The following is a 20511-nucleotide window of genomic DNA, read 5'->3' as shown; positions in this document are numbered from 1 at the left end:
TATGTCTGAGCACAGCCTGATGGCGGGCATCGGCGCCCCCAACCCCCACCTCGGTCTCATCGAGGGCTTCTTTGGCAAGGGCTGGAGCTGGGACGCCCGCGCCCACTACGCCCAGTGGCTGCCCCGCCACGGCTATGGCTTCTACCTCTACGCCCCGAAAGAGGACGGCTATCTGCGCAAGCACTGGGCCCTGCCCTGGCCCGAGGATCAGCTGAACGCCCTGCGCCAGTTTGCCGGGCAGTGCCGCGCCAATGGCCTGGATTTTGGCATCGGTCTGAGCCCCATGGGCGCCCATCATGACTACGAACGCCAGCGCCCCGCCCTGCTCGAGAAGCTGAGGGTCATCGATGCCGAGCTGGCCCCGGACATGCTGGCCGTCCTGTTCGATGACATGGTGGGCGACAGCCCCGAGCTCGCCCCCCTGCAGATCCGGATAGCCCACGACATCGCGGCCCACAGCCGCGCCCGCCGCCTGCTGTTCTGCCCCAGCTACTACAGCACGGATCCCGTGCTGGAGAAGGTGTTCGGCGCCATGCCGGCCAACTACCTCCAGGATCTGGGCCAGGGACTGGATGCGCGCTTCGACATCTTCTGGACCGGCCCCAGGGTCTGCTCCACCGAATACCCTGCCGCGCACCTCAAGCAGACCGCCGACTGGCTGCAACGCAAGCCCTTCCTCTGGGACAACTACCCGGTCAATGACGGCAGCAAGGCGAGCAGCTTCCTGCACCTGCGCGCCTTCGAGCACCGTCCCGCCGAGCTGGCCGAGCTCACCTCGGGCCACGGCGTCAATCCCATGAAGCAGGCGGCGCTCTCGGCCCTGCCGCTGGCCTCCCTGCCCATGAGTTACCGGCTCGGCAGGCGTTACGATCCGGACAAGGCGCTGCACGACGCCCTCCACGCCACCTGCGGCCCCCAGATCGCCGCCATGATAGGGGCCGATCTGCCGCTGTTTCAGGACATTGGCCTGGCCCAGCTCACCCCGGAGCAGATCGCCACCTTGCGCAGCCGCTACCTGCCGTTTCGAGATCAATCCTGCGTCGACGAGATAGTGCGCTGGCTCGATGGCGAATACGCATTCGACCCCGATTGCCTCACCGACTGAGGGGAGCACCATGGAGACGACACAGCTCTACCAGAACCTCGCCATCCTCGCCGCCTTCCTGCTGATCTACAGCCTGATAGCGGGTCGATTTGAATCCAAACTCGTCAATGGCCCCCTGCTGTTTCTGCTGGCGGGGGCCCTGCTCGGCCCGGGCGGGGTCGGCCTGCTCAGCCTGGAGATAGATCACGAGGGGATCCGGCTGCTGGCCGAGCTCACCCTGGTGATAGTGCTGTTCACCGATGCCGCCAACACCGACTGGCGGGTGCTGCTGGCCAACCGCAGTCTGCCTGTCCGCCTGCTGCTGATCGGCCTGCCACTCACCCTGGTGCTGGGGACCCTGTTCGGTCGCTGGCTATTTCCGGACCTGCCCCTGCTCGAACTCGCCATCCTCGCCACTATTCTCGCCCCGACGGACGCGGCACTGGGCAAGGCCGTGGTCAGCAACCCTGCGGTGCCCGCCCCCATTCGCGAGGGGCTCAACCAGGAGAGCGGGCTCAACGACGGCATCTGTGTGCCCGTGCTCTTGCTGCTGCTGGCCCTCATCGCCCCGACCGAGCAGCATCAGGGCACGGGCGCCCTGGCCCTGACCTTGATGCTCGAAGAGATAGGCATAGGCATAGTGGTGGCCCTGGCCCTGAGCCATGTCACCCTCTGGCTGCTCAGACGCTCTTATCTCAATGGCTGGCAGCTGCCGCTCTGGCGTCAGCTCACCCTGCCCGGGCTCGCCCTGCTCTGCTTCGCCCTGGCCCAGACCCTGGGGGGCAGCGGTTTCATCGCCGCCTTCGTCGGCGGGCTCTTGATAGGTCACCGCTTCGGCGAGCACAAGCATGAGTACCTCGACAGCTGCGAAGGCTATGGCGACCTGCTCTCCGTGGTGATCTGGATGGTGTTTGGCGCCACCCTGCTTCCTGTGCTGCCGGATCTGCTGCACTGGCAGTACTGGCTCTATGCCCTTGCCAGCCTCACCCTGCTGCGCATGGTGCCGGTCTGGCTCTGCCTGCTCGGTTCCGGGCTCAGGCCCGAGCTCAGGCTGTTCGTCGGCTGGTTCGGCCCCCGCGGCCTGGCCAGCATCGTCTTCGCCGTCATGGTGCTGCAACACCAGCCGGCCCTGCTCGGCCAGGGCCCCATCATCAAGACGGTGCTCTGCACCATACTGCTCAGCGTGATCCTGCACGGCATCAGCGCCAACCCCTGGGTCAGGCGTTTCAAACCCGGCTAGCCCCGGCGTGCGCCCATGAAAAATGCCACCCCCCGTGCAGGGGGTGGCACTGTTGCGAGGCCAGGGCGCTCAGCCCAGGGCCAGCCAGACCCCGACAAACAGCATGAGCGAGCCGGCGATGCGGTTCATCAGGGCCACGTTGCCGCTCTTGGCGAGGAAGTGGCGCAGGGTACGGCCACCGCTCGCATAGAGCAACATGCAGGCGAACTCGATCACCAGGATCAGGGTCACCAGGGCCCCTATCTGCGGCGTCATCGGCTTGGCGGCATTGATGAAGGGGGGCAGCAGGGAGACCATGAAGGCCCACCCCTTGGGGTTGGCGATGGCGGTGACAAACCCCTGCACGGCCAGCCCCATGGCGCTGGTCTGCTGGCCGGCCGAGAGATCCGCCGGGATGGCCATCTTGCCCTTGGCCTGCCACATCTGGATGCCGAGCCAGATGAGGTAGGCGCCCCCCACGTATTTGAAGGCCGAGAACAGGGCCGGGTAGTTGAGCATGACGGCCGCCACCCCCACCACCGACAGCACGGAGACCAGCCCCACGCCAATCAGCTCTCCCCACATCATGGAGAGGGTGCGGCGCACCCCCAGGCTCATGCCCAGGGTCATCGCCAGGGTCATGCACATGCCGGGGGTCACCGAGACAAAGAAAAACGTGGGAATAAACAGCGCCAAGATGGCGGGATCAATCCAGTCGGACACACTACACCTCCAGGGTAACAAGCAGACGATCTTGCCTATCACACTCTTTTAACACAAGAAAAACCATTTCCTTCAGCAAGATTTCAGCATTAAAAACCCTGTGACAAGAGTTGTCGCGCCTGTGTAAGATGCCGCCTCACTTCTCTTCGGGCCAAGATCTTTCATGTCGTTGAATAACCTCTCCATTCGTCTGCAAGTGCTCATCCCCCTCCTGCTGGCCAGCCTGCTGATGCTGCTGATGGCCGTTGTCAGCAAGCAGGAGATAGACGGCGCCATTTCGGACATGAACGAAACCACCGCCAGCGTCACCCGCCACAAGGATGACATCGCCGCCCTGATCCACGCCAGCTACCGGCTGCGCACCAACGCCATCTACGGCCTCTACGATCAGGCCCGCTTCGCCGAGCTGCCCGCCGTCCTCAATGGGGCCGAGCAGGAGCTGGGGACCATCTTGTCCCGGCTGGCCATCCCCGGCGCCGAGCAGGACAACGGTCAGGTGGCGGCGGCCCTGCAGGCCTACTTCGCCCACACCCGCACCACCATGCTGCCGCTGTTGTCCCAGCGCTTTGCCGGCAGCGGCGATCCCGCCGCCTACGAGCAGGCCAGGCTGCACTTTCGCGATCTGGGAGAGCGGCTGATCAAGCGGATAGACACCCTGTCTGCCCACATCAACCTGCTGAGCCAGCAGGAGATAGCCCAGGAGCAGGCCCACTATCGCGCCACCCTGCTGCAGACCCTGCTGATGATGAGTGCCACCCTGGTGGCGGCCCTCTGCGGCGGCTGGTGGCTCTCCGGTCGCGTCGTCCAACCCATCGGCCAGTTGCAGGAGGTGATGCACGCCGTCGCCCAGGGCCGCTTCAACGTGCGCGCCAAGGCCGAAGGCAGCAACGAGCTGGGCCAGCTCGCCAAGGACATCAACCTGACCCTGACCCAGCTGGGCAGCACCCTGCATGCCCTGACCGGCATCAGCGGCAACGTGGCCTCCGCCGCCACCGAGCTGGCCGCCGTCATGACCCAGTCCGAGGCCAATGCCCAGCAGCAGCGCAGCGAGACCGAGCAGGTCGCCTCCGCCGTCACCGAGCTGGCCAGCACCGCCGACAACGTCAACCACAACGCCGCCCTGGCCGACGAGCTGGCGCGGGACGCCCACAGCCGGGTCGAGCAGGGGCTGGCCCTGTTTGCCGAGAGCATCCAGGCCAACGGCCGCATGGCGGGCAGCCTGGAGAGCGCCGCCAGCGTGGTGGCGCGGCTCAAGTCCCAGTCCGAGCAGATTGGCAAGGTGATCGAGGTGATCCAGAGCATCTCGGAGCAGACCAACCTGCTGGCCCTCAACGCCGCCATCGAGGCCGCCCGCGCCGGGGAAACCGGCCGCGGCTTTGCGGTGGTGGCCGACGAGGTGCGTCTGCTGGCGGCCCGCACCCAGGACTCCACCAAGGAGATCCAGGTCATCATCGAGCAGCTGCAGAGCCAGAGCCAGTCCGCCAACGACGGCGTGCAGGAGACCCTGGAGATCCTGGGTCGCAACCAGCGCCTCTCCGCCGAGGTACAGGATCTGCTGGGGGGCATCACGGCGGCGGTCACCCAGATCAATGGCGCCAATGCCCAGGTGGCCACCGCCGCCGAGGAGCAGTCCTGCGTCACCGCCGACATCAACCGCAACCTCACCAACATCTACGAGATAGTGCACCAGAACGCCGCCGGCATCAGCCAGAGCGCCGCCGCCAGCCACGAGCTGTCACAGCTCGCCGAACAGCAGCGCAAGCAACTGGCCCAGTTCCAGTTGTGATACCCGCTCTGCCAGCCGGGCGAGAGGTTCCGCCTGCGGGCCTCTCGCCCGAAACAGGGTGCCATTGGTCATTGTTTTAAACGGCCTTTTTACAAGTTGGCTTCATTGGGGGCTGTGCCTGACCGGCAAATATGGGTATGGTAGAGGCACGCCAACTCCCCCCTTATGAGAGCACCATGAATCTGAAGCTCAGGAAACCCGCCTTCATCACCCTGGGGTTGATCGCCCTGCTGTCCGCCATCTGGCTCGATTACTACCTGCCCGAACACACCATCGCCACCATCACCGGGGTGGAGGTGAAGCGTACCGACAAGGACGGCCCCATCAGCAAGAACAACCCCGCCGATGGCCCCACCACGGATGTCTATTACATCTATACCGAGCGCCCCGGCGAGAAGATACGGGTGTTTCGCAACGAAGACACCGGCTGGGGTTTCCCCTTCTACTTCAAGTTTGATGCCGCCGATGTCCAGGCCAAGGCCAAGTCCATGGAGTTCGAGAAGAAGCTGGCCATCATCACCTCCTACGGCTGGCGGGTGAACATGTTCTCCATGTTCCCGAACGTCACCAAGATCAAGACCACGGAGGCGGATGCCTCCAGTTGGAGCTTCTTCCGCTGGTTCTGGTTCGGTATCTGGGCCCTGGTGATGGGCAAGTCGGCCATCGCCCTGTGGCGCTACTTCGAGCGTATCGAGGACGAGATATGAGCAAAGCGCAGGCGCCAGGGATCAGCAAGACCCGCACCAGCTTCTACCGCCGCCTCTATCTCGCTCACCTGATCGACAGCGGCACCAACACGGTGGCGGCCATCATGGCCGCCACCGGCATGCCGAGGCGCACCGCCCAGGACACCCTGGCGGCCCTGGCCGAACTGGATCTGGTGTGTGAGTTTGAGCAGACCCCGGGGGCGCGCCATCAGCAGGGCGGCTACCGCATCAGCGACTGGGGCCCCATAGACCCGGCCTGGGTCGCCCGGCATATCGACGAGATACGAGAGACCCTAGGTTACCCCTAGTCAGTCCCTCCCCGGCGCAGGACATCCTCGCCGGCTCCTGTTGCTCACTCCTCCCCCTCGTATGCCTCTGGCCTGTATCCCTCGCCCCCGTCGTCCCGGGTGCAGTCGAGGATGGAGCGCTTGGGGTTGTTGGGGTCGCGCAGCAGCAGCGGCGCCTCGCCCGCCTGGTGGCGCGCCTCATCGGAGAAGTCATCGCCATAGCGTTCCAGCAGCAGCTGGCGGGTGTTGGCGATGGGGGCATCGATGAAGAGGGCATGGACCTCGAAGGTCGAGGTCGGGATCAGGAAGCCGCTGATGGGCAGCTCCCCCAGCTGGGTGCGGGTACGATACCAGGCAAAGCCATTGTTCACCTTGTAGGGGGTGAAGCCGGCCAGATCGGGATGGCCCGGCTTGAGGGTGTCAGCATCCAGGGAGAGGCCATCGAATTCGCACTCGGCCACCCCTTCCCACAATCGCTCGAACGGGGTGCTGCACCCGGCAAGGGGCAGACTGAGCAGCAACAGCATTGGCATCCGGCGCATCACTGCCCTCCTTACGGGTCAAACCGCCAGGCTCATCCGGGCAGGTGTCATCCCATACCTTAGCAAGGGATGAGGAGGCTATCCCCCATTCCGATCACAGGATGAACCTGAACCCGCCCCGCCTCCCCTGCCAGGGTCAGGATCCGACGCAAGGCAGATGTCAGAGAAGGCGCCCGGGTGTATCATGCCCACCCCATTCGACCCGAGCCCTCGCCCGCCCCATGCAGTCCAGTCCAGATGAGTTCATCGCTCCCCCCTGCCAGGCATCGATCCGCATCCTCCATGAGGATGAGGCCCTGTTGCTGATCGACAAGCCCTCCGGCCTGCTCAGCCTCTCCGGCAAACATCCGCAGAACCTGGATTCGGTCCATCATCGACTGGTGCAGGACTTCCCCGGCTGCACCCTGGTCCATCGCCTCGACTTTGGCACCTCGGGGCTGATGCTGGTCGCCCGCAACAAGGCGGTCAACGCCGCCCTCTGCCGCCAGTTCAGCGAACGCACCGTCGGCAAGGAGTATCTGGCGCTGCTGCTGGGTCACCTGGCCGAGGATGAGGGGGTGATGGACTTTCCCATCGCCAAGGATCCCCCCCACTTCCCCCTGATGAAGATCTGTACCCGGGAGGGCAAGCCCGCCCGCTCCCGCTACCGGGTCCTGGCGCGGGAGCAGTGGCCCCATGGCGCAGGGAGCCTGGCCGTCAGCCGGGTGGCGCTGCGGCCGGAATCGGGGCGTACCCATCAGCTGCGCATCCACAGCCAGCAGCTGGGTTACCCCATGCTGGGGTGTGATCTCTATGGCGGGCAGGCCCATGCCCTGGCCGGGCGCCTGATGCTCCACGCCCATCGCCTCGACTTCCATCATCCCCTGAGCGGCAAGCCCATGGCGGCGGTGTGCGACTGCCCCTTCTAGGGCGCAGACAAAAAGATAGGGGCCGCGCTTTCGCAACGGCCCCCACCCCCCACTCTTTGTGGTGCGATCAGATCAGCTTGCGGGCGGCGCCCAGCACGATCTTGATGGCATCAGATTCGGTTCTCGCCATGGTTTCGGCGTTCGGGATTTCCTGCTGGGTGCGGTTGACGATGACACCGGCCACCATGCCGGCACGCAGGCCCTGGCTGGAGCACATGGTCAGCAGGGTAGCGGACTCCATCTCGTAGTTCAGCACGCCCATGGCTTGCCACTCTTTCATGGAACCCTGGAAACGGCTCACCACGCGACCGGAGACGGTGTCGTAACGCTCCTGACCCGGGTAGAAGGTGTCAGAAGAGGCAGTCACCCCCACGTGCAGGGTGGAGCCCAGCTCCTTGGCGGTGTTGACCAGCGCCGTGGTGCAATCAAAATCAGCCACGGCCGGGAACTCCATGGGGGCGAAGTGCAGGCTGGCACCGTCGAGACGCACGGAACCTGTGGTCACGATCACGTCGCCCACGTTCAGGTGCGGCTGGATGGCGCCTGTGGTACCGATGCGCAGGAAGGTATTGATACCCAGCTGGGCCAGCTCTTCCACCGCGATGGAGGTGGACGGGCCACCGATACCGGTGGAGCAGATGATCACGGCCTTGCCGTCCATCTCGCCGCGCCAGGTAGTGAATTCACGATGGCTGGCCAGGTGCACCGGGTTGTCCAGCAGCTCTGCGATGCGCTTCACGCGCTCGGGGTCACCGGGAACGATCGCCAGGGTGGCGCCTTGCAGATCCGCTTTCTTCAAACCCAAGTGGAAAACATCAGACATAGTGGACTCCTGGTTGCGCCCCGCCGCCGGGCGGCCGAGTGCAGTAAAGGTGATTCTTCAGGGTACTTTCAAGCATGGTTCCCCTCATTCGGGGAGGCGCCAACTATGGTCGAAAGCGCTTTCCAATTCCTTGACGCGCCTCACACTTCCACGCATCAATCGCGGCGAAAAAATCGCAAAACGTTTGCTAACCTGATGAATTTTCTGAAAAACGTTTTTCTGCCATCCGGTCACCCCCTCCCCTTGTCAAGCCCCTCCCCACCCCGCATAACCGGCGCGCAATCGAGTCCACAAAGCTACTAACAAGATACCATCGACCCCTTCTCATCCCCTCCGACGCTGTTATGTTGGCGCCAGCATACCACTTAATGGCTAATCAACCGGAGTCCATCATGGCCACATTCAAGTTCTACATTCCCGCTATCAACCTGTAGCCCGCCGCGAAAAATGAAAAACAGTGGTGGGTAAAACGGGCGTTGTTGCCCAAATCAACCAGTAAGTCATGACTTTCCCAGCCCCAAGTGACCGCTACACTCGTAATGCCGATCAGTTAAGGATCCATTGACCGATCCTGCTGATATGTAAAAATCCGAAACCTGTTGATTTGGTTTCGGATTTTTTATGCGTATCGAACAGGCTCTCGACTTCCTCCACGCCAGCAATATGGCCCAGTTTGAGTCACTCTCTGACCTCATTCCCCCCGCGCTCATCACCTCCCTGCTCGGCGAAGAGGGCGTCGCCACTCTGCGCCGTCGCCGCATGCCCATGGAGCGCCTGGTCTGGGCCATCATCGGCATGGCCATCTTCCGCAACGTCCCCATGACCCAACTGGTCAATCAGCTCGATATCCTGCTGCCCGGCGACCGCCCCTTCGTCGCCCCCAGCGCCTTCCTGCAAGCTCGCCAAAAGCTTGGCCACAAGAGCATTGCGCGGCTGTTTCACGAGACTGCCACAGGTTGGCACCAGCAGGCCAATCACCCCGGTTGGGCCGGGCTGCAACTGCTCGCCGTCGATGGCGTGATGTGGCGCACACCCGATACTCCGGACAATGCCGCCGCCTTTGCCAAGCCCGGCACCCAGCATGGCGAGACCGCCTATCCCCAGGTGCGCATGCTCTGTCAGATGGAGCTGACCAGCCATCTGCTGGTTCAGGCCGTGATGGAGAGTTGCGCCGTCAACGAGATGGTGCTGGCCGAGCAGCTCATCGAGCGCACACCGGACCACTCGCTGACCCTGTTCGACAAAGGCTTTTACTCCCTTGGCCTGCTCCACGCCTGGCAGCGTGCTGGCAGTGAGCGGCACTGGCTGCTGCCGCTCAAGAAGGGCACCCAATACGAGGTGGTACGCAAGCTGGGGCGCCAGGATGCGCTGGTGCAGCTCAAGACCAGTCCGCAGGCGAGGAAGAAGTGGCCGCAGTTGCCAGAGGCAATAGAAGCCCGCTTGCTGACGCGCACTATCAACGGCAAGGAGCGCCAAGTGCTGACCTCGATGGTCGACCCGATGCGCTTCCCGGGGGCTGACATCGTGGAGCTGTATGGTCATCGCTGGGAAATCGAGCTGGGGTATCGGGAGATGAAACACAGCCTGCAGCAGCACAGGCTGACCCTGCGCAGCAAGAAGGCGGCGGGGATACGGCAAGAGCTGTGGGGCGTGCTGCTGGCCTATAACCTGCTGCGTAGCCAGATGGTGAAGATGGCGGCGAGCCTGAAGGGATACACGGCGAGCCAGCTGAGTTTTCACATGGCGTCGGTGTACCTCATCCATGAACTGAGTTGCATGCCGTATGTGTCACCGGGGAATATCCCGGGGCGGGTGGCGGAGCTGGAGAAGCAGGCGGGGCAGTTTGTGCTGCCGGCACGAAGAGAGCGAAGTTACCCTCGCTGCGTGAAGCCAAGACCACAGAAGTACAGTGTGAAAAAAGCCAATAAAAACAATGCCAGTCAGCCTTAACTGACTGGCATTACCCCTGGGGCGCCCTCTTTTTATATGACCGAGTCCGCCTTCAGTGATGACGCACCTGCATATGGAGGGCGCTGCCGCTGTCGCTGCGGATCTGCAACTCGAAGGGATCGTGCCAGCTGCGCTGGTGCAGCCGGTAATGACCATCGCGCATCAGGCCAAGGGGCAGCCCGCCGCAGCGCATCAGCCAGTGAGGGGAGGTGATGCCGGCGTTGGCGAAGCTCAGGCCGTCAGTCTCGTCAAACAGCAGCGCCGCCATGGCGAAGGAGTGGCGCAGACCCGACTCCATCAGCTGCCAGTTGAGGTAGGCCAGCAGGCGATGGGGCTGGGCCAGCAGCTGGCTCTCCCGCTGCTGATACTGACGATAGGGAACATTGAGCAAGGAGCGCACCAGGGCGCCGCAGAAGGCTGCGTCCTCGGCCAGCACCGGCAGCTCCATCACCAGCACCAGCAGGCGGTTGTCCACCCTGAAGGTATCCGGGATGAAGAGATTGCCCATCCCCTCGAAGGTCACCTGCCAGGGGCCCCACTCCTGCAATACCGGGGTCGACAGGCTGTCGAGCAGCCGGGTCGCCGCCCAGTCATGGCGGCGAAAATAGTGCAGGTGCTCCACCAGCTCCAGCTGCGAATTGGCGGCCTCCTGGGCCGCCAGGCACTGATCTATGCTCCTGGCCAGCTGCGACCAGTCCCGAATGGGTTTGAGCAGAAAGTCCCGGGCACCGGCGCGCAGGGCGCGGCCGACCACCTCCATCCGATCCTGGCCTGAGATGACGATGATGGGGATCTGGGGATAGCGCGCCGCCAGGCAGGCGATCACCTCGTGACCGTCCAGGTTGGGCATGTTGAGATCGCACAGCACCAGATCCGGCTGATAGAGAGCCGCCCCCGAGAGCCCTTCTATCCCGTCCTCGGCCTGGAACACACAAGCCCCTTCATTTTCTAGATAATTCACCAACATGTGGCGAAAGACGGTTTCATCTTCCACCACCAGGATCCTGAGTCCGGCTCTTAACATCTCGCGACTGCTCTTGTGGTTCATGCCGATTAGAGCCTAATCCTAGACCAGGGTCCGGCTCAGGGGGGTGAGGTGCCAATAAACCTGCCCATGATAATTAATCAACTTTCGTACGAGTCTTTCAGAACCGGCTTGGGGGAGTCAAGACCAGCCCTCAATTGTGCCGAGGCCCACCATGGGGGATAATGCCCCCACTCACGCCAGCGAAGCAGACCATGACCCCAGCCGAATACAGCGCCCTTGCCCATCCCAGGTTGTCCCATCCGGCTCGCAGCCTCTACAGCCTGCAGCTGCGACGCCTCGTCATGGAGCATCAGCCCCCTCGGCTCAGTTACCCCGAACTGGGGCGCGCCCTGGCCGTGGTCGACCCCATGGATGCCAGCGGCTTCAGCTACCAGGTCAATGCCCGCCAGCTGACGGCCCTGTTTGACGAGTTGATCGAGGCAGGCCTGCTGCAGATTGAGAGTCCGGCCGAGAGTGAGCACTACCATCAGTGCAGCTTCAGCCTGCCCTTGCTGAGTCAGCGCAGCCGCAGCCCGCTGCCGGAGCGACCATTCCAGATGCACCTGCACTGGCGACCGGATGAGGAGCTGCCCGCCCTGGCCCGGCTGTGCGGCGTCATCGATGCCAGCTACAGCGAAGAGGATCTCGGCGAATTCATCGCCTACTGGCTGGGGCGCCCCGAGGTGTTTGATTCCCAGCATCAATGGATGCTCAAGTTCATCCGGGCCCTCAAGACCCGCCGCTACGCCAGGCGCCAGCCCACCATGGTGGCGGGTTACCAGCAGATCAGCCCCGAGCCCGTCAGCACGGGCCCGAGCAAGCGCGCCCAGGAGATGATAGAGCAGGCGAAACGACTGGCCGGACGGCAGGAGAACGAAGATGATTGAGCCAGCCCATACCCGACCCCTGATAACCCCGGCCGCACCAGGAGCATAGCGAGATGACAGACAAACAGGATCCCCTGCGCCAGGAGCTGGCCGAGATCGAGGCCAAACGCCAGCGCATCGCCAAATCGAAACAGGATCACCGCATCCATGATCCCGAGCTGAGCCGTCACGTGGGTGGCCTGCTCGAGCGGATCCGCAAACTGCAGGCCGAAACCGGCGGCGGTCAGTACGACTACGAAACCCTGCGCAAGGAGTACGACGCCAAGGCCAATGCCGAGGTGCGCCAGCTGCAGAAGGCGGCACGTCAGGAGCGGATCCAGAAGCTGATCGCCCAGGCCGACCTCAACCCGGACTGGGTATTCGAACGCATGGATGCCAGCGATCCCAGCCTGCAATACCCGATGGAGACGGCCCGCTACTTCATCAGCGGCTTCGAGCACTGGGAGAAGAGCGGTGGTGGCTGCATGCTGATCTATGGGGACTATGGCACCGGCAAGTCGACACTGGCCGGCGCCGTGGCCCATGAGCTGATCGAACAGCACCAGAAGTCGGTGATCTTCCAGCAGTGGGCCTCGGTGGTGGACAGGCTGTTCTTCAACGTCATCCAGGATCAGGAGGAGCGCAACCAGTATCGCCGCGCCCTGGAAGAGGTGGATCTGCTGATCCTCGACGAGGTCGCCGCCAACCGCGCCAAGATGGCGGAGAGCCAGTCCAGCTTCCTCGGCCACCTGCTGCGCCGGCGTCGCAACCTGTCGAAAAGCGTCATCATCATCACCAATCACAGCCCCCAGAGCCTGCATCAGGCCATCGGCGACTTCAGCTTCGAGGCGATCAAGGCGTTCAACCCGGTGGATATCCAGCTGAGCGGCCCGAGCCGTCGCCCCAACATAGGCCACTACAACGGCTGACGGGGCGGCCCGGACCAGATGCAACAAGGCGCCCGAGGGCGCCTTGTTGCATCTGCGTGGCTCAGGGCCCCGCAGGCGGCGTCCTGAGCTGGCGCTGCCGCCATCCCAGCCAGAACCAGGCCAGGGTACCGTAAAGGGCCGCCAGCCCCCATAGCTGCCACCAGAGTGGCGCCACCTGGGCAAAGTCGGCCCCCATCTGGTTGAGCCGCAGGAAACCGCCGATGGCCGGGGTGCTTGGCAGCCACTGCGCCAGCCAGTTGAGGGGGGCCGGGATCAGCTCGACGGGCCAGATGAACCCCGCCAGAAACACCAGCGGCAGGGAGGAGAGCAACACTATCTGGCTCGGCAGATCCCGCCTGCGCAGCAGGGCCCCCAGCAGTATGCCCAGCTGGGTAGTGGCGAGCACGAAGGGCAGGATGAACAGCCAGAGCGCTCCCGGCGAGGCGGTGCGAGCTATCTGGTAGTGATCGAAACAGAAACCGAAGAAATAGCTGACCGGCAGCAGGAACAGGCCCCCCAGCACCAGGGTGCGTGCCAGCAGCAGCGCCGGCACGGGCGCCGTCTGCCAGTAGCCCCGCTCCCCCCGTTCGCCGAGCTGGTTCTGGGTCGCCCCCTGCATGCCGGCCCCCATCAGCAACACCTGATGGAGGATCAGCACGAACACGGCGGGCACCACATAGTGCACATAGCCCGTGGTCGGGTTGAATACCGGCACCACACTGAGCCCCACCACGCTCCAGCCGCTGGCGGCCTGGGGCAGGGCCTCCCCCTCGACCAGCAGCCGCGCCACCTTCACCTGGGCAGCCAGGGTGCCGCTCGCCTGGGCCAGGCCCTCGGCGATGGTGCCGTAGACCAGGAAGTAGGAGGCATCGCCGCCATAGCTCAGGGTCACGCTCCGCCCCTGGCGCAGATCCCGGTAGAAGTGGCGAGGAATATGCAAAAGGCCGCTGGCCCGGCCATCGATGAGCCACTGGCGCGCCTCATCCAGGCTGCTCACCCTGGCCACCAGACGCACCTGGGGGGTGGCATCGGCCATGAACTCCAGCTGGCGGGAGAGCTGGCTGCCGTCATCGTTGACCACCACCACGGGCTCTTCCCGCGGCAACTGCTGCAAATAGGGCTGCGGGTAGAGGAAGGAGTAGAAAAGCACGCCGCCAAACAGGGTCAGCATGATGGCCCTGTCCGTCAGCAAGGAGCGCAGCTCGAGGCGCACCAGATCCCAAAATCCCATCATGAGGTCGCCTCCCGGGCAGCCGCAGCCTCTTCCCCACGAAAGGGCGCGGCTCCGGCGTTGACATCGATCGACATGGTCAGCATGGCCCCGGCTCCTGTTCGCGTCCGGCCCCGACCGTCGCCTCGTGCCGATAGCGATGGGCCACCCACCAAAACAGCGGCAGGAACAGCAACAGGGGGGCGAGCTGCCCCCATGCCATGGCCAGGGGCTGGCCGTAGTTGGCCTGCCCTATCTGCACCTCTATGTAGTGGGAGACCGGCAGCAGGCTGCGCCACCCCTGGGCAAAACTGCCCATGGCGCTGGCCGGGAAGGTGACCCCCATGAAGGCAAAGCCGGGGGCGGTCAGGGCCCCCGCTATGGAGATGGCGCGCGCCCCATCCCGCAACAGGGCATAGAGTCCGGCCCCGATGGCCAGGCAGGCGAGCGTGGTCAGCCCCAGCCCCAGGATGAGGACCAGCCAGCTGCCCTGCATGGGGTAACCCAGCACCACGAACAGCATCAGGCTCCAGCCCAGCCCCCAGCCCCAGCCGATGAAGAGGTGGGGCACCAGCTTGCGCCACAGCCCGCGCCAGACTCCCTGTGCGGCCCAGGCTTGACCCAGACGGTCTGCCCGCGCCAGGGCGCCCAGGCCATAGAGCACCACCAGGATCTGCCACACCCCGGGCAGCAGGGCGCTGAGCAGAAACTGGGCATAGCTGGAGTTGATGTTGTAGAGCGCCGTGATCTGGTTGTTGATGGGCAGCGCCTGACCGAGGGCCCCCGGCAGTGCCTGTCCCTCGGCCAGGGCCTGCAGCACGCCGACCTGGCCATTGAGGGTGCCGACCACCTGGGCCAGGGCCGAGTTGACCAGCTTGGCGATCAGGATGAACTGGCCGTTGTTGAACACGGTGACCTGGGGCTGGGTGCCCTCGCGGGCATCCCGCTCCAGATGATGGGGGATCACCACCAGGGCATAGATGTCACCGCCGCGCAGGGCGCGACTCCCCTCGTTGACCGAATCAAATTCGGAGCCAAGCCGGAGCCCGGCCGAGGCATCCAGCGAATAGGCGAGCCGGCGCGATAGCTGGCTCTTGTCCAGATCCACCAGGCCAATGTTGAGATCCCGGGCCAGGCCGGCCGAAAAGATCCAGCAGAGGATGCCCATCAGCAGCAGGGGCAGCCAGCTGACCAGGGCCCGGCCGAAGGGATCACGCCACAGCTGGCTGAGCTCCTCTCTCATCAGAGTTCGACCAGGACACTCATGCCGACCCGCAATCCTTCAACCGGTTGCAAGGGGCGCGCCTCCACCTGGAAGCTCTTCATGTCGAACCCCTGGCGGGTATCGGTGGCGCGCCAGGTGGCGAAATCCCCCATCACGGCCACGTGGGTCACCTTGAAGCGGACCGTCTGCGCCCCCAGTCCCGGGATGCTGGCATCGAATTCGGTACCCAGCGCAAAACGGGGCAGCAGATCTTCGCGCACATGGAACTGGGCCCAGGCATCCTCCATGTCGAGCAGGGTCACCACGGGGAAGCCCTGGGGCGCCAGCTCGCCGCTGCGCAGCAGCACCTGGGCCACCTCGCCATCATGGGGGCTGGTGATGCGGGTATCGGCCAGATAGGCCTCCACCTCGGCCACCGAGCCTGCCGCCATCTTGGCCTTCTCCCGGGCGGCAACCTTGGTCTCCTCCCGCGCCCCTTCCAGCGCCAGCTGATATTGCTGCCAGGCCATGCCTTCGCTGTACTTGGCCGCCTGCCAGGCGGTCCAGGCCTCATCACGCTTTTGCAGCGCCATGACACCGTCCCTGTGCAGGTTGGCGACCCGCTGATAGGTGGTACCCCGCAGCGCGGCGGCGACCTTGGCTTGTTGCCACTGATCCTTGGCGGCGGCGATCTGCTGGGCACGGGCGCCGTTCTCGGCCTCCTCGGCCAGGGCACCGGCGGCCGCCTCACCGGCCTTGGCCTGGCTCAGCTTGGCTTCAATCTCTGGGCTGGCCAGGGTAAATACCAGCTGATCCCTGGCCAGCACATCGCCCTTTTTCACCAGCACCTCGTCGATGCGGCCAGGCACCTTGGAGGAGACCGAGTACTGCTGCGCCTCTATCTGTCCCTGCAGTCGCACCGGTTCGGGCTGATAGGCGAGCCAGAAACGCCAACCCAGCCAGGCGACCAACAACACCAGGAGCAGGGGAAGCAGCAGCGGCCGGCCTTGGCGCATCTTCTGGCGTATGGGGGAGTGACTCATGCTGATACCTCGAATGCTGGGCCTGTGCGGCCAAAACGGGAATGAGTGGCCAACCCACGGGAGGAGTGGGTCATGAGCGCACCTCGGTCACCCGGCCAAACTGATACTGATTGAAGCTGTTCATCTGGCCGGAGAGTGCCAACAGGCGCGCCAGGGAGACCACATATTGATAGGCGGCCGCGGCGCGCTGGGTCTTGACCCCGGCCAGCTGGTTGCGCGCATCCACCACGTCCAGGGAAGTGGAGAGCCCCTGAGCAAACGCCTTGTCCCGCAGCAAGACATTCTCTTCGGCCAGCTGCTGGGTCGAGTCCAGGGCTTGATACTCCTCCAGCCCTTGCGCCGCCTCGCGCCAGGTCTTCTCGACCAGCAGCTCCAGGTCTTCCCGGGTCTTGGCTTGCAGCAGATTGACCTGCAACTCGGCGCTCTTGGCGGCCTGCACCGTCTCGGAGCGGCCATCCCGGCTCACCAGGGGCAGGCTGACACCGACACCAACCAGCCAGTCCGGTGTGGTTTTCGAGGCCAGCGAATCATCTTCGTAGAGGTTGTAATTGCCAAACAGGAACAGTTCGGGAGCATACTTCCCCTTCTCCAGCTTGATCAGGCCCTGGGCCTGCTCCTTCTTGGCGGCCAGCAGCTTGAGACCGGGGTGCACCGCCAGAGTCTCCTGCACGAACCCATCGAGGGCCGGTATCTGTTCATTGATAAACAGCCGGTTGTCGGGCTCTGCCCCCTTGAGCTTGAGCATGCGGGAGAGCGCCAGCTCGGCGATCTCCAGGCTGCGGCGATACTTCTGGGTATCGATGCGCGCCCTGTCATAGGCTGACTGGGCCGAGAGCCGCTCTACCCGGGCTATCTGACCCTGCCCCTCCAGTTTTTTGGCGTGATCCAGGTGATGGGCCAGTCCCTGCTCTATCTCCTGCTTGGTCTGCACTACCTGAGCCGCCAGCACCACGCCGAAATAGGTCTGGGAGAGGCTCTCGAAGCTGGCCTGCTGTTTGAGCACCAGCTGCTCTTGCGCCTCGCTCACCTGGGCCTGCCGAATATCCTGGGCCGCATCGATGCGCCCCCCCACGAAGAGCGGCCACAGCATCTTGACCGAGCTGGTGACCACGTTCTGCTTGGTGAGGGGGGTGACGAAATCATTGGCGCCGAGCTGCAGCGCCTGCATGACGGGGCCCAGGATCTTGCCAAATTCAGGGTGGTTGGCGATGGGGTTGAGATCCAGCATGTCCAGCTCGACCGGCTTGTCCAGATGGGTGTAGCTGGCACCGAGATCGACCTTGGGCAGGTACATGGCCTTGGCCGCCTCGCGCAACTGCTTGGCGCGATCGACGCCGGCCTGCTCTGCCGCCAGCCCCTCGTCTTGTTGTAACACCCGGCTCCAGGCCTGACTAAAGCTCAGTGGCTGTGCCTGGGCCGGTGCCAACATGAGCCATAGCAGGCATGGCGCCAACGGACAGATTAACCTTGCTCTCATACTTCCCCAATCTGTTGGTGATGCGGTTTGTCACAAAAAGGTTTTGAGCTTTTACTCAATTCAGGGCGCCTATCATAACGCAAAGCCCGTGATGATTGGCAGGGGTAATCCGATTGTATCCCTAGCTCGGGCCGGACGGCAGCCCCCATCACAATTTGCCCGGTTTTCAAGCACTCCTGAATTTGCAAGGGTTCGCAGGCCGTTTTTTTCAGAAAAAAATGCCTGACGCTCAAATACTAACCTTTTATCCTGACTAAAAAATGCGTAATATACGCCGCCCTAAGCCGATGGTAACCGTGGAATGCAGATAGGTCCCCACACGCTTGAAACTCCCTTGATCGTGGCCCCCATGGCCGGTGTGACAGACCGACCATTTCGTGAGCTTTGCTTGCGATTGGGAGCCGGAATGGCCGTTTCCGAGATGCTGCTGGCCAACCCGGATGTCTGGGACACCCAGAAAACCAGGATGAGAATGGGCCACTCTGCCGAAACCGGACTGCGATCGGTCCAGATTGCCGGATCCGACCCCGAGATGATGGCGTTTGCTGCCCGCTACAACGTGGAGCAGGGCGCTCAGATCGTCGACATCAACATGGGATGTCCGGCAAAAAAAGTGAATAAGAAGCTGGCAGGTTCCGCCCTGCTGCGCCAGCCCGACCTGGTCAGAACCATCTGCCGGGCCGTGGTCGATGCAGTGGAAGTGCCTGTCACCTTGAAGATCCGCACAGGATGGGATCCGGATAACCGCAATGGCGAGGAGATCGCCCGAATCGCCGAAGATTGCGGTATCGCGGCCCTTGCCGTGCATGGTCGTACCCGCGCCTGCCTCTACAAGGGGGAAGCCGAGTACGACACTATCAGGGCGATTAAGCAGGCCGTATCGATTCCTGTTGTCGCCAATGGCGACATAGACAGCCCGGAGAAGGCCCGGTATGTCCTCGACTATACCGGTGTCGACGCCGTGATGATCGGCCGTGCAGCGCAAGGACGACCCTGGATTTTCCGGGAAATCCGTCATTTTCTTGAGACAGGAACCAAGCTGCCACCTCCCGACAGGGATGAGGTTCGCACCCTGATGAACGAGCATGTAACCAATCTGCATCAGTTTTACGGTGCCTTTCTGGGAGCGCGCATTGCCCGTAAACACGTGGGCTGGTATCTGGATGAAGAAGAGACGGGCCGAGAATTCCGTAAGCACTTCAATGCCCTGGATTGTGCAGACGCACAGCTCGAGGCACTCGAAGCGTATTTCGATGGATTAGGTTAACGCATAACTAAAGAGCCGACCGAATATGTTCGAACAAACCCTGACTTCTGATGCATTGGTAACAACTACTCACAATCACGCCGCCGAGCCCACCCAGCGCCCCCTGCGTGACTCTGTGCAACAGGCCCTGCGTAACTACCTGGCCCAGTTGAACGGTCAGGAAGTGATTGATCTGTATGATATGGTCCTCTCCGAAGTCGAAGCTCCCATGCTGGACGTGATCATGCAGTACACCCGTGGTAACCAGACTCGCGCCGCCGTGATGATGGGCATCAACCGTGGCACCCTGCGCAAGAAACTCAAACGCTACGGCATGAACTGATCCCGGTCATCCTGCTGCAGTGCAGACGAAGGCGTATCCCAGCGATGGGATACGCCTTTTTCTATGGCCGGTTTTCACTATGGATGAGAGTCACTCCACGGCCAGCTTGATGCCCAGACCCACGAACAAGCCTCCCATCAGCCGATTGAGCCAGCGCCCGAATCTGGCCGGCAGACGCGCCTTGCGACTCGCATAGGCGGTCGAGAACGCCAACAGATGGCACCAGATCATGCCATTGAAGTTGAAGATACAGCCCAGCAGGATGAAGGCCAGCGCCTTCTGCGGCGCATCGGGGGCGATGAATTGGGGAACAAAGGCGAGAAAGAACAGAGCAACCTTTGGGTTCAGCACATTGGTAAGCAACCCTTGCCGAAAGATCCGTCCATAGGAGAGCACTGGTAGCGGCACCGCAGGCTCGCTCGCAACAGGTGAGCTTGCGCCTTGCCTGAGCAGGGAAATCCCCAGATAGACCAGATAGAGTGCCCCCATCAGCTTGATGATGACGAACAGCTCGGCCGAGGCGCTCAGCAGTGCAGACAGCCCCAGGGCCGCCGCCAGCACATGCACCATGGTGCCCGCTCCTATGCCCAGCGCCGCCACCGAGCCCGCCCGCCAGCCTTGCGAGCCACTGCGCAGCATGATGAGCAGGGAGTCCGGTCCCGGCATCATGTTCAACAACAAGCCAGATACAACAAACAACGCCAGATCGTGGATCCCCAACATAGACAACTCCTTGTGCATGAAAGAAACAGTCTATGGATCCTGCGGGGCTTGTCACTCCCGTTTCCGGCGATAGTGATTATCAACAAAGGGAATAACCGCAACGAACGGAGATGATAAATAGGGAGAAGTGCCGAAGGGGGCGGTGCGGGGGCGCAGCAGAACCCTGCTCCGGCGTTGGCTACAGCAAACGGAAAGAACGAACACATATCGCACAGGATCGTGTGGCAATCCAGTGCCGCGAGGAAAGCCGAGAAGGAGCAATGAATGGACCAGGCGTTCAGGAGCAAGGCATCGCCAGGCCATTGCAATCGGTCAGCTGAGTGTCAGGCAATAAAAAACCCCGCTCGATGAGCGGGGTTTTTCGTGTTGGCTGCCTGCCAAGAGCGTTTAGCTCTCGCGTGGCCGACGATGCGG

At 63.2% G+C, this 20511-nt stretch carries 20 protein-coding genes; 11 read left to right on the top strand and 9 right to left on the bottom strand.

The window, feature by feature from the left end; genetic code table 11:
* The first annotated feature begins 1 nt into the window (after position 1).
* Together ACW5W4_RS12240 and ACW5W4_RS12235 are read left to right on the top strand one after the other, a co-directional pair.
* The gene (locus tag ACW5W4_RS12240; RefSeq protein WP_456689557.1) at positions 2-1105 is read left to right on the top strand and encodes a beta-N-acetylglucosaminidase domain-containing protein; all 1104 of its coding nucleotides are present in this window, start codon (positions 2-4) and stop codon (positions 1103-1105) included.
* Between the two features lie 10 nt (positions 1106-1115).
* Positions 1116-2324 carry a cation:proton antiporter gene (locus tag ACW5W4_RS12235; protein WP_456689556.1) on the top strand — a complete coding sequence of 403 codons (1209 nt, stop codon included), beginning with the start codon at positions 1116-1118 and terminating at the stop codon, positions 2322-2324.
* Positions 2325-2393: 69 nt separating this feature from the next.
* Here the strand turns inward: ACW5W4_RS12235 and ACW5W4_RS12230 are convergent, their stop codons facing one another.
* On the bottom strand, positions 2394-3026 hold the full coding sequence (locus tag ACW5W4_RS12230) for a LysE family translocator (RefSeq protein ID WP_456689555.1): 633 nt from the start codon (positions 3024-3026) through the stop codon (positions 2394-2396).
* 163 nt (positions 3027-3189) lie between these two features.
* On the opposite strand from ACW5W4_RS12230, the gene ACW5W4_RS12225 reads away from it, so the two are divergent.
* The 3 genes from ACW5W4_RS12225 to ACW5W4_RS12215 all read left to right on the top strand — a co-directional run bounded on the left by ACW5W4_RS12225 (position 3190) and on the right by ACW5W4_RS12215 (position 5827).
* The gene (locus ACW5W4_RS12225) at positions 3190-4812 is read left to right on the top strand and encodes a methyl-accepting chemotaxis protein (protein WP_456689554.1); all 1623 of its coding nucleotides are present in this window, start codon (positions 3190-3192) and stop codon (positions 4810-4812) included.
* Positions 4813-4988: 176 nt separating this feature from the next.
* Positions 4989-5519, top strand: coding sequence for a DUF1523 family protein (locus tag ACW5W4_RS12220; RefSeq protein ID WP_408794437.1), 531 nt, complete (start codon positions 4989-4991; stop codon positions 5517-5519).
* Positions 5516-5827 (top strand): winged helix-turn-helix domain-containing protein, encoded by a 312-nt coding sequence (locus ACW5W4_RS12215; RefSeq protein WP_408794435.1) that lies wholly within the window; start codon positions 5516-5518, stop codon positions 5825-5827. Before ACW5W4_RS12220 ends, ACW5W4_RS12215 begins: the two co-directional genes overlap by 4 nt.
* A gap of 44 nt (positions 5828-5871) precedes the next feature.
* On the opposite strand, the gene ACW5W4_RS12210 is transcribed toward ACW5W4_RS12215, so the two are convergent.
* The gene (locus ACW5W4_RS12210) at positions 5872-6348 is read right to left on the bottom strand and encodes a hypothetical protein (RefSeq protein WP_456689553.1); all 477 of its coding nucleotides are present in this window, start codon (positions 6346-6348) and stop codon (positions 5872-5874) included.
* 221 nt (positions 6349-6569) lie between these two features.
* Here ACW5W4_RS12210 and ACW5W4_RS12205 point away from each other — a divergent pair, with 221 nt between their 5' ends.
* A complete protein-coding gene (locus ACW5W4_RS12205) occupies positions 6570-7256 on the top strand; it encodes an RluA family pseudouridine synthase (protein ID WP_456689552.1) in 687 nt (228 codons plus the stop codon).
* Positions 7257-7323: 67 nt separating this feature from the next.
* Here ACW5W4_RS12205 and udp read toward each other — a convergent pair whose 3' ends face one another.
* The gene (gene udp / locus ACW5W4_RS12200; protein WP_408773226.1) at positions 7324-8079 is read right to left on the bottom strand and encodes a uridine phosphorylase; all 756 of its coding nucleotides are present in this window, start codon (positions 8077-8079) and stop codon (positions 7324-7326) included.
* Between the two features lie 621 nt (positions 8080-8700).
* Here udp and ACW5W4_RS12195 point away from each other — a divergent pair.
* The gene (locus ACW5W4_RS12195) at positions 8701-10029 is read left to right on the top strand and encodes an IS4-like element ISAeme12 family transposase (protein ID WP_456689551.1); all 1329 of its coding nucleotides are present in this window, start codon (positions 8701-8703) and stop codon (positions 10027-10029) included.
* A 52-nt stretch (positions 10030-10081) separates the two neighbouring features.
* Here the strand turns inward: ACW5W4_RS12195 and ACW5W4_RS12190 are convergent, their stop codons facing one another.
* Positions 10082-11053 (bottom strand): response regulator, encoded by a 972-nt coding sequence (locus ACW5W4_RS12190; RefSeq protein ID WP_456689550.1) that lies wholly within the window; start codon positions 11051-11053, stop codon positions 10082-10084.
* 215 nt (positions 11054-11268) lie between these two features.
* On the opposite strand from ACW5W4_RS12190, the gene ACW5W4_RS12185 reads away from it, so the two are divergent.
* Together ACW5W4_RS12185 and ACW5W4_RS12180 are read left to right on the top strand one after the other, a co-directional pair.
* Positions 11269-11943, top strand: coding sequence for a DnaT-like ssDNA-binding domain-containing protein (locus tag ACW5W4_RS12185; RefSeq protein WP_456689549.1), 675 nt, complete (start codon positions 11269-11271; stop codon positions 11941-11943).
* A gap of 53 nt (positions 11944-11996) precedes the next feature.
* Positions 11997-12851 (top strand): DnaA ATPase domain-containing protein, encoded by an 855-nt coding sequence (locus ACW5W4_RS12180; protein WP_427261539.1) that lies wholly within the window; start codon positions 11997-11999, stop codon positions 12849-12851.
* Positions 12852-12912: 61 nt separating this feature from the next.
* On the opposite strand, the gene ACW5W4_RS12175 is transcribed toward ACW5W4_RS12180, so the two are convergent.
* The 4 genes from ACW5W4_RS12175 to ACW5W4_RS12160 all read right to left on the bottom strand — a co-directional run bounded on the left by ACW5W4_RS12175 (position 12913) and on the right by ACW5W4_RS12160 (position 17737).
* Positions 12913-14085, bottom strand: coding sequence for an ABC transporter permease (locus tag ACW5W4_RS12175; RefSeq protein WP_456689548.1), 1173 nt, complete (start codon positions 14083-14085; stop codon positions 12913-12915).
* Positions 14086-14161: 76 nt separating this feature from the next.
* Positions 14162-15304 (bottom strand): ABC transporter permease, encoded by a 1143-nt coding sequence (locus ACW5W4_RS12170; RefSeq protein ID WP_427261541.1) that lies wholly within the window; start codon positions 15302-15304, stop codon positions 14162-14164.
* Positions 15304-16308: an HlyD family secretion protein gene (locus ACW5W4_RS12165; protein ID WP_456689547.1), complete on the bottom strand. Its 1005-nt coding sequence runs from the start codon at positions 16306-16308 to the stop codon at positions 15304-15306. The genes ACW5W4_RS12170 and ACW5W4_RS12165 overlap by 1 nt, the downstream gene beginning before the upstream one ends.
* A 70-nt stretch (positions 16309-16378) precedes the next feature.
* Positions 16379-17737 carry a TolC family protein gene (locus ACW5W4_RS12160; protein ID WP_427261543.1) on the bottom strand — a complete coding sequence of 453 codons (1359 nt, stop codon included), beginning with the start codon at positions 17735-17737 and terminating at the stop codon, positions 16379-16381.
* 349 nt (positions 17738-18086) lie between these two features.
* Here ACW5W4_RS12160 and dusB point away from each other — a divergent pair, with 349 nt between their 5' ends.
* Positions 18087-19052 (top strand): tRNA dihydrouridine synthase DusB, encoded by a 966-nt coding sequence (gene dusB / locus ACW5W4_RS12155; RefSeq protein WP_456689546.1) that lies wholly within the window; start codon positions 18087-18089, stop codon positions 19050-19052.
* A 25-nt stretch (positions 19053-19077) separates the two neighbouring features.
* A complete protein-coding gene (fis, locus tag ACW5W4_RS12150; protein ID WP_005309538.1) occupies positions 19078-19374 on the top strand; it encodes a DNA-binding transcriptional regulator Fis in 297 nt (98 codons plus the stop codon).
* 90 nt (positions 19375-19464) lie between these two features.
* On the opposite strand, the gene ACW5W4_RS12145 is transcribed toward fis, so the two are convergent.
* The gene (locus tag ACW5W4_RS12145; protein WP_456689545.1) at positions 19465-20097 is read right to left on the bottom strand and encodes a LysE family translocator; all 633 of its coding nucleotides are present in this window, start codon (positions 20095-20097) and stop codon (positions 19465-19467) included.
* Positions 20098-20511: the final 414 nt, after the last annotated feature.

It is taken from the genome of Aeromonas crassostreae (assembly GCF_054052445.1).
This window is presented reverse-complemented; position numbering and strand designations above follow the sequence as displayed.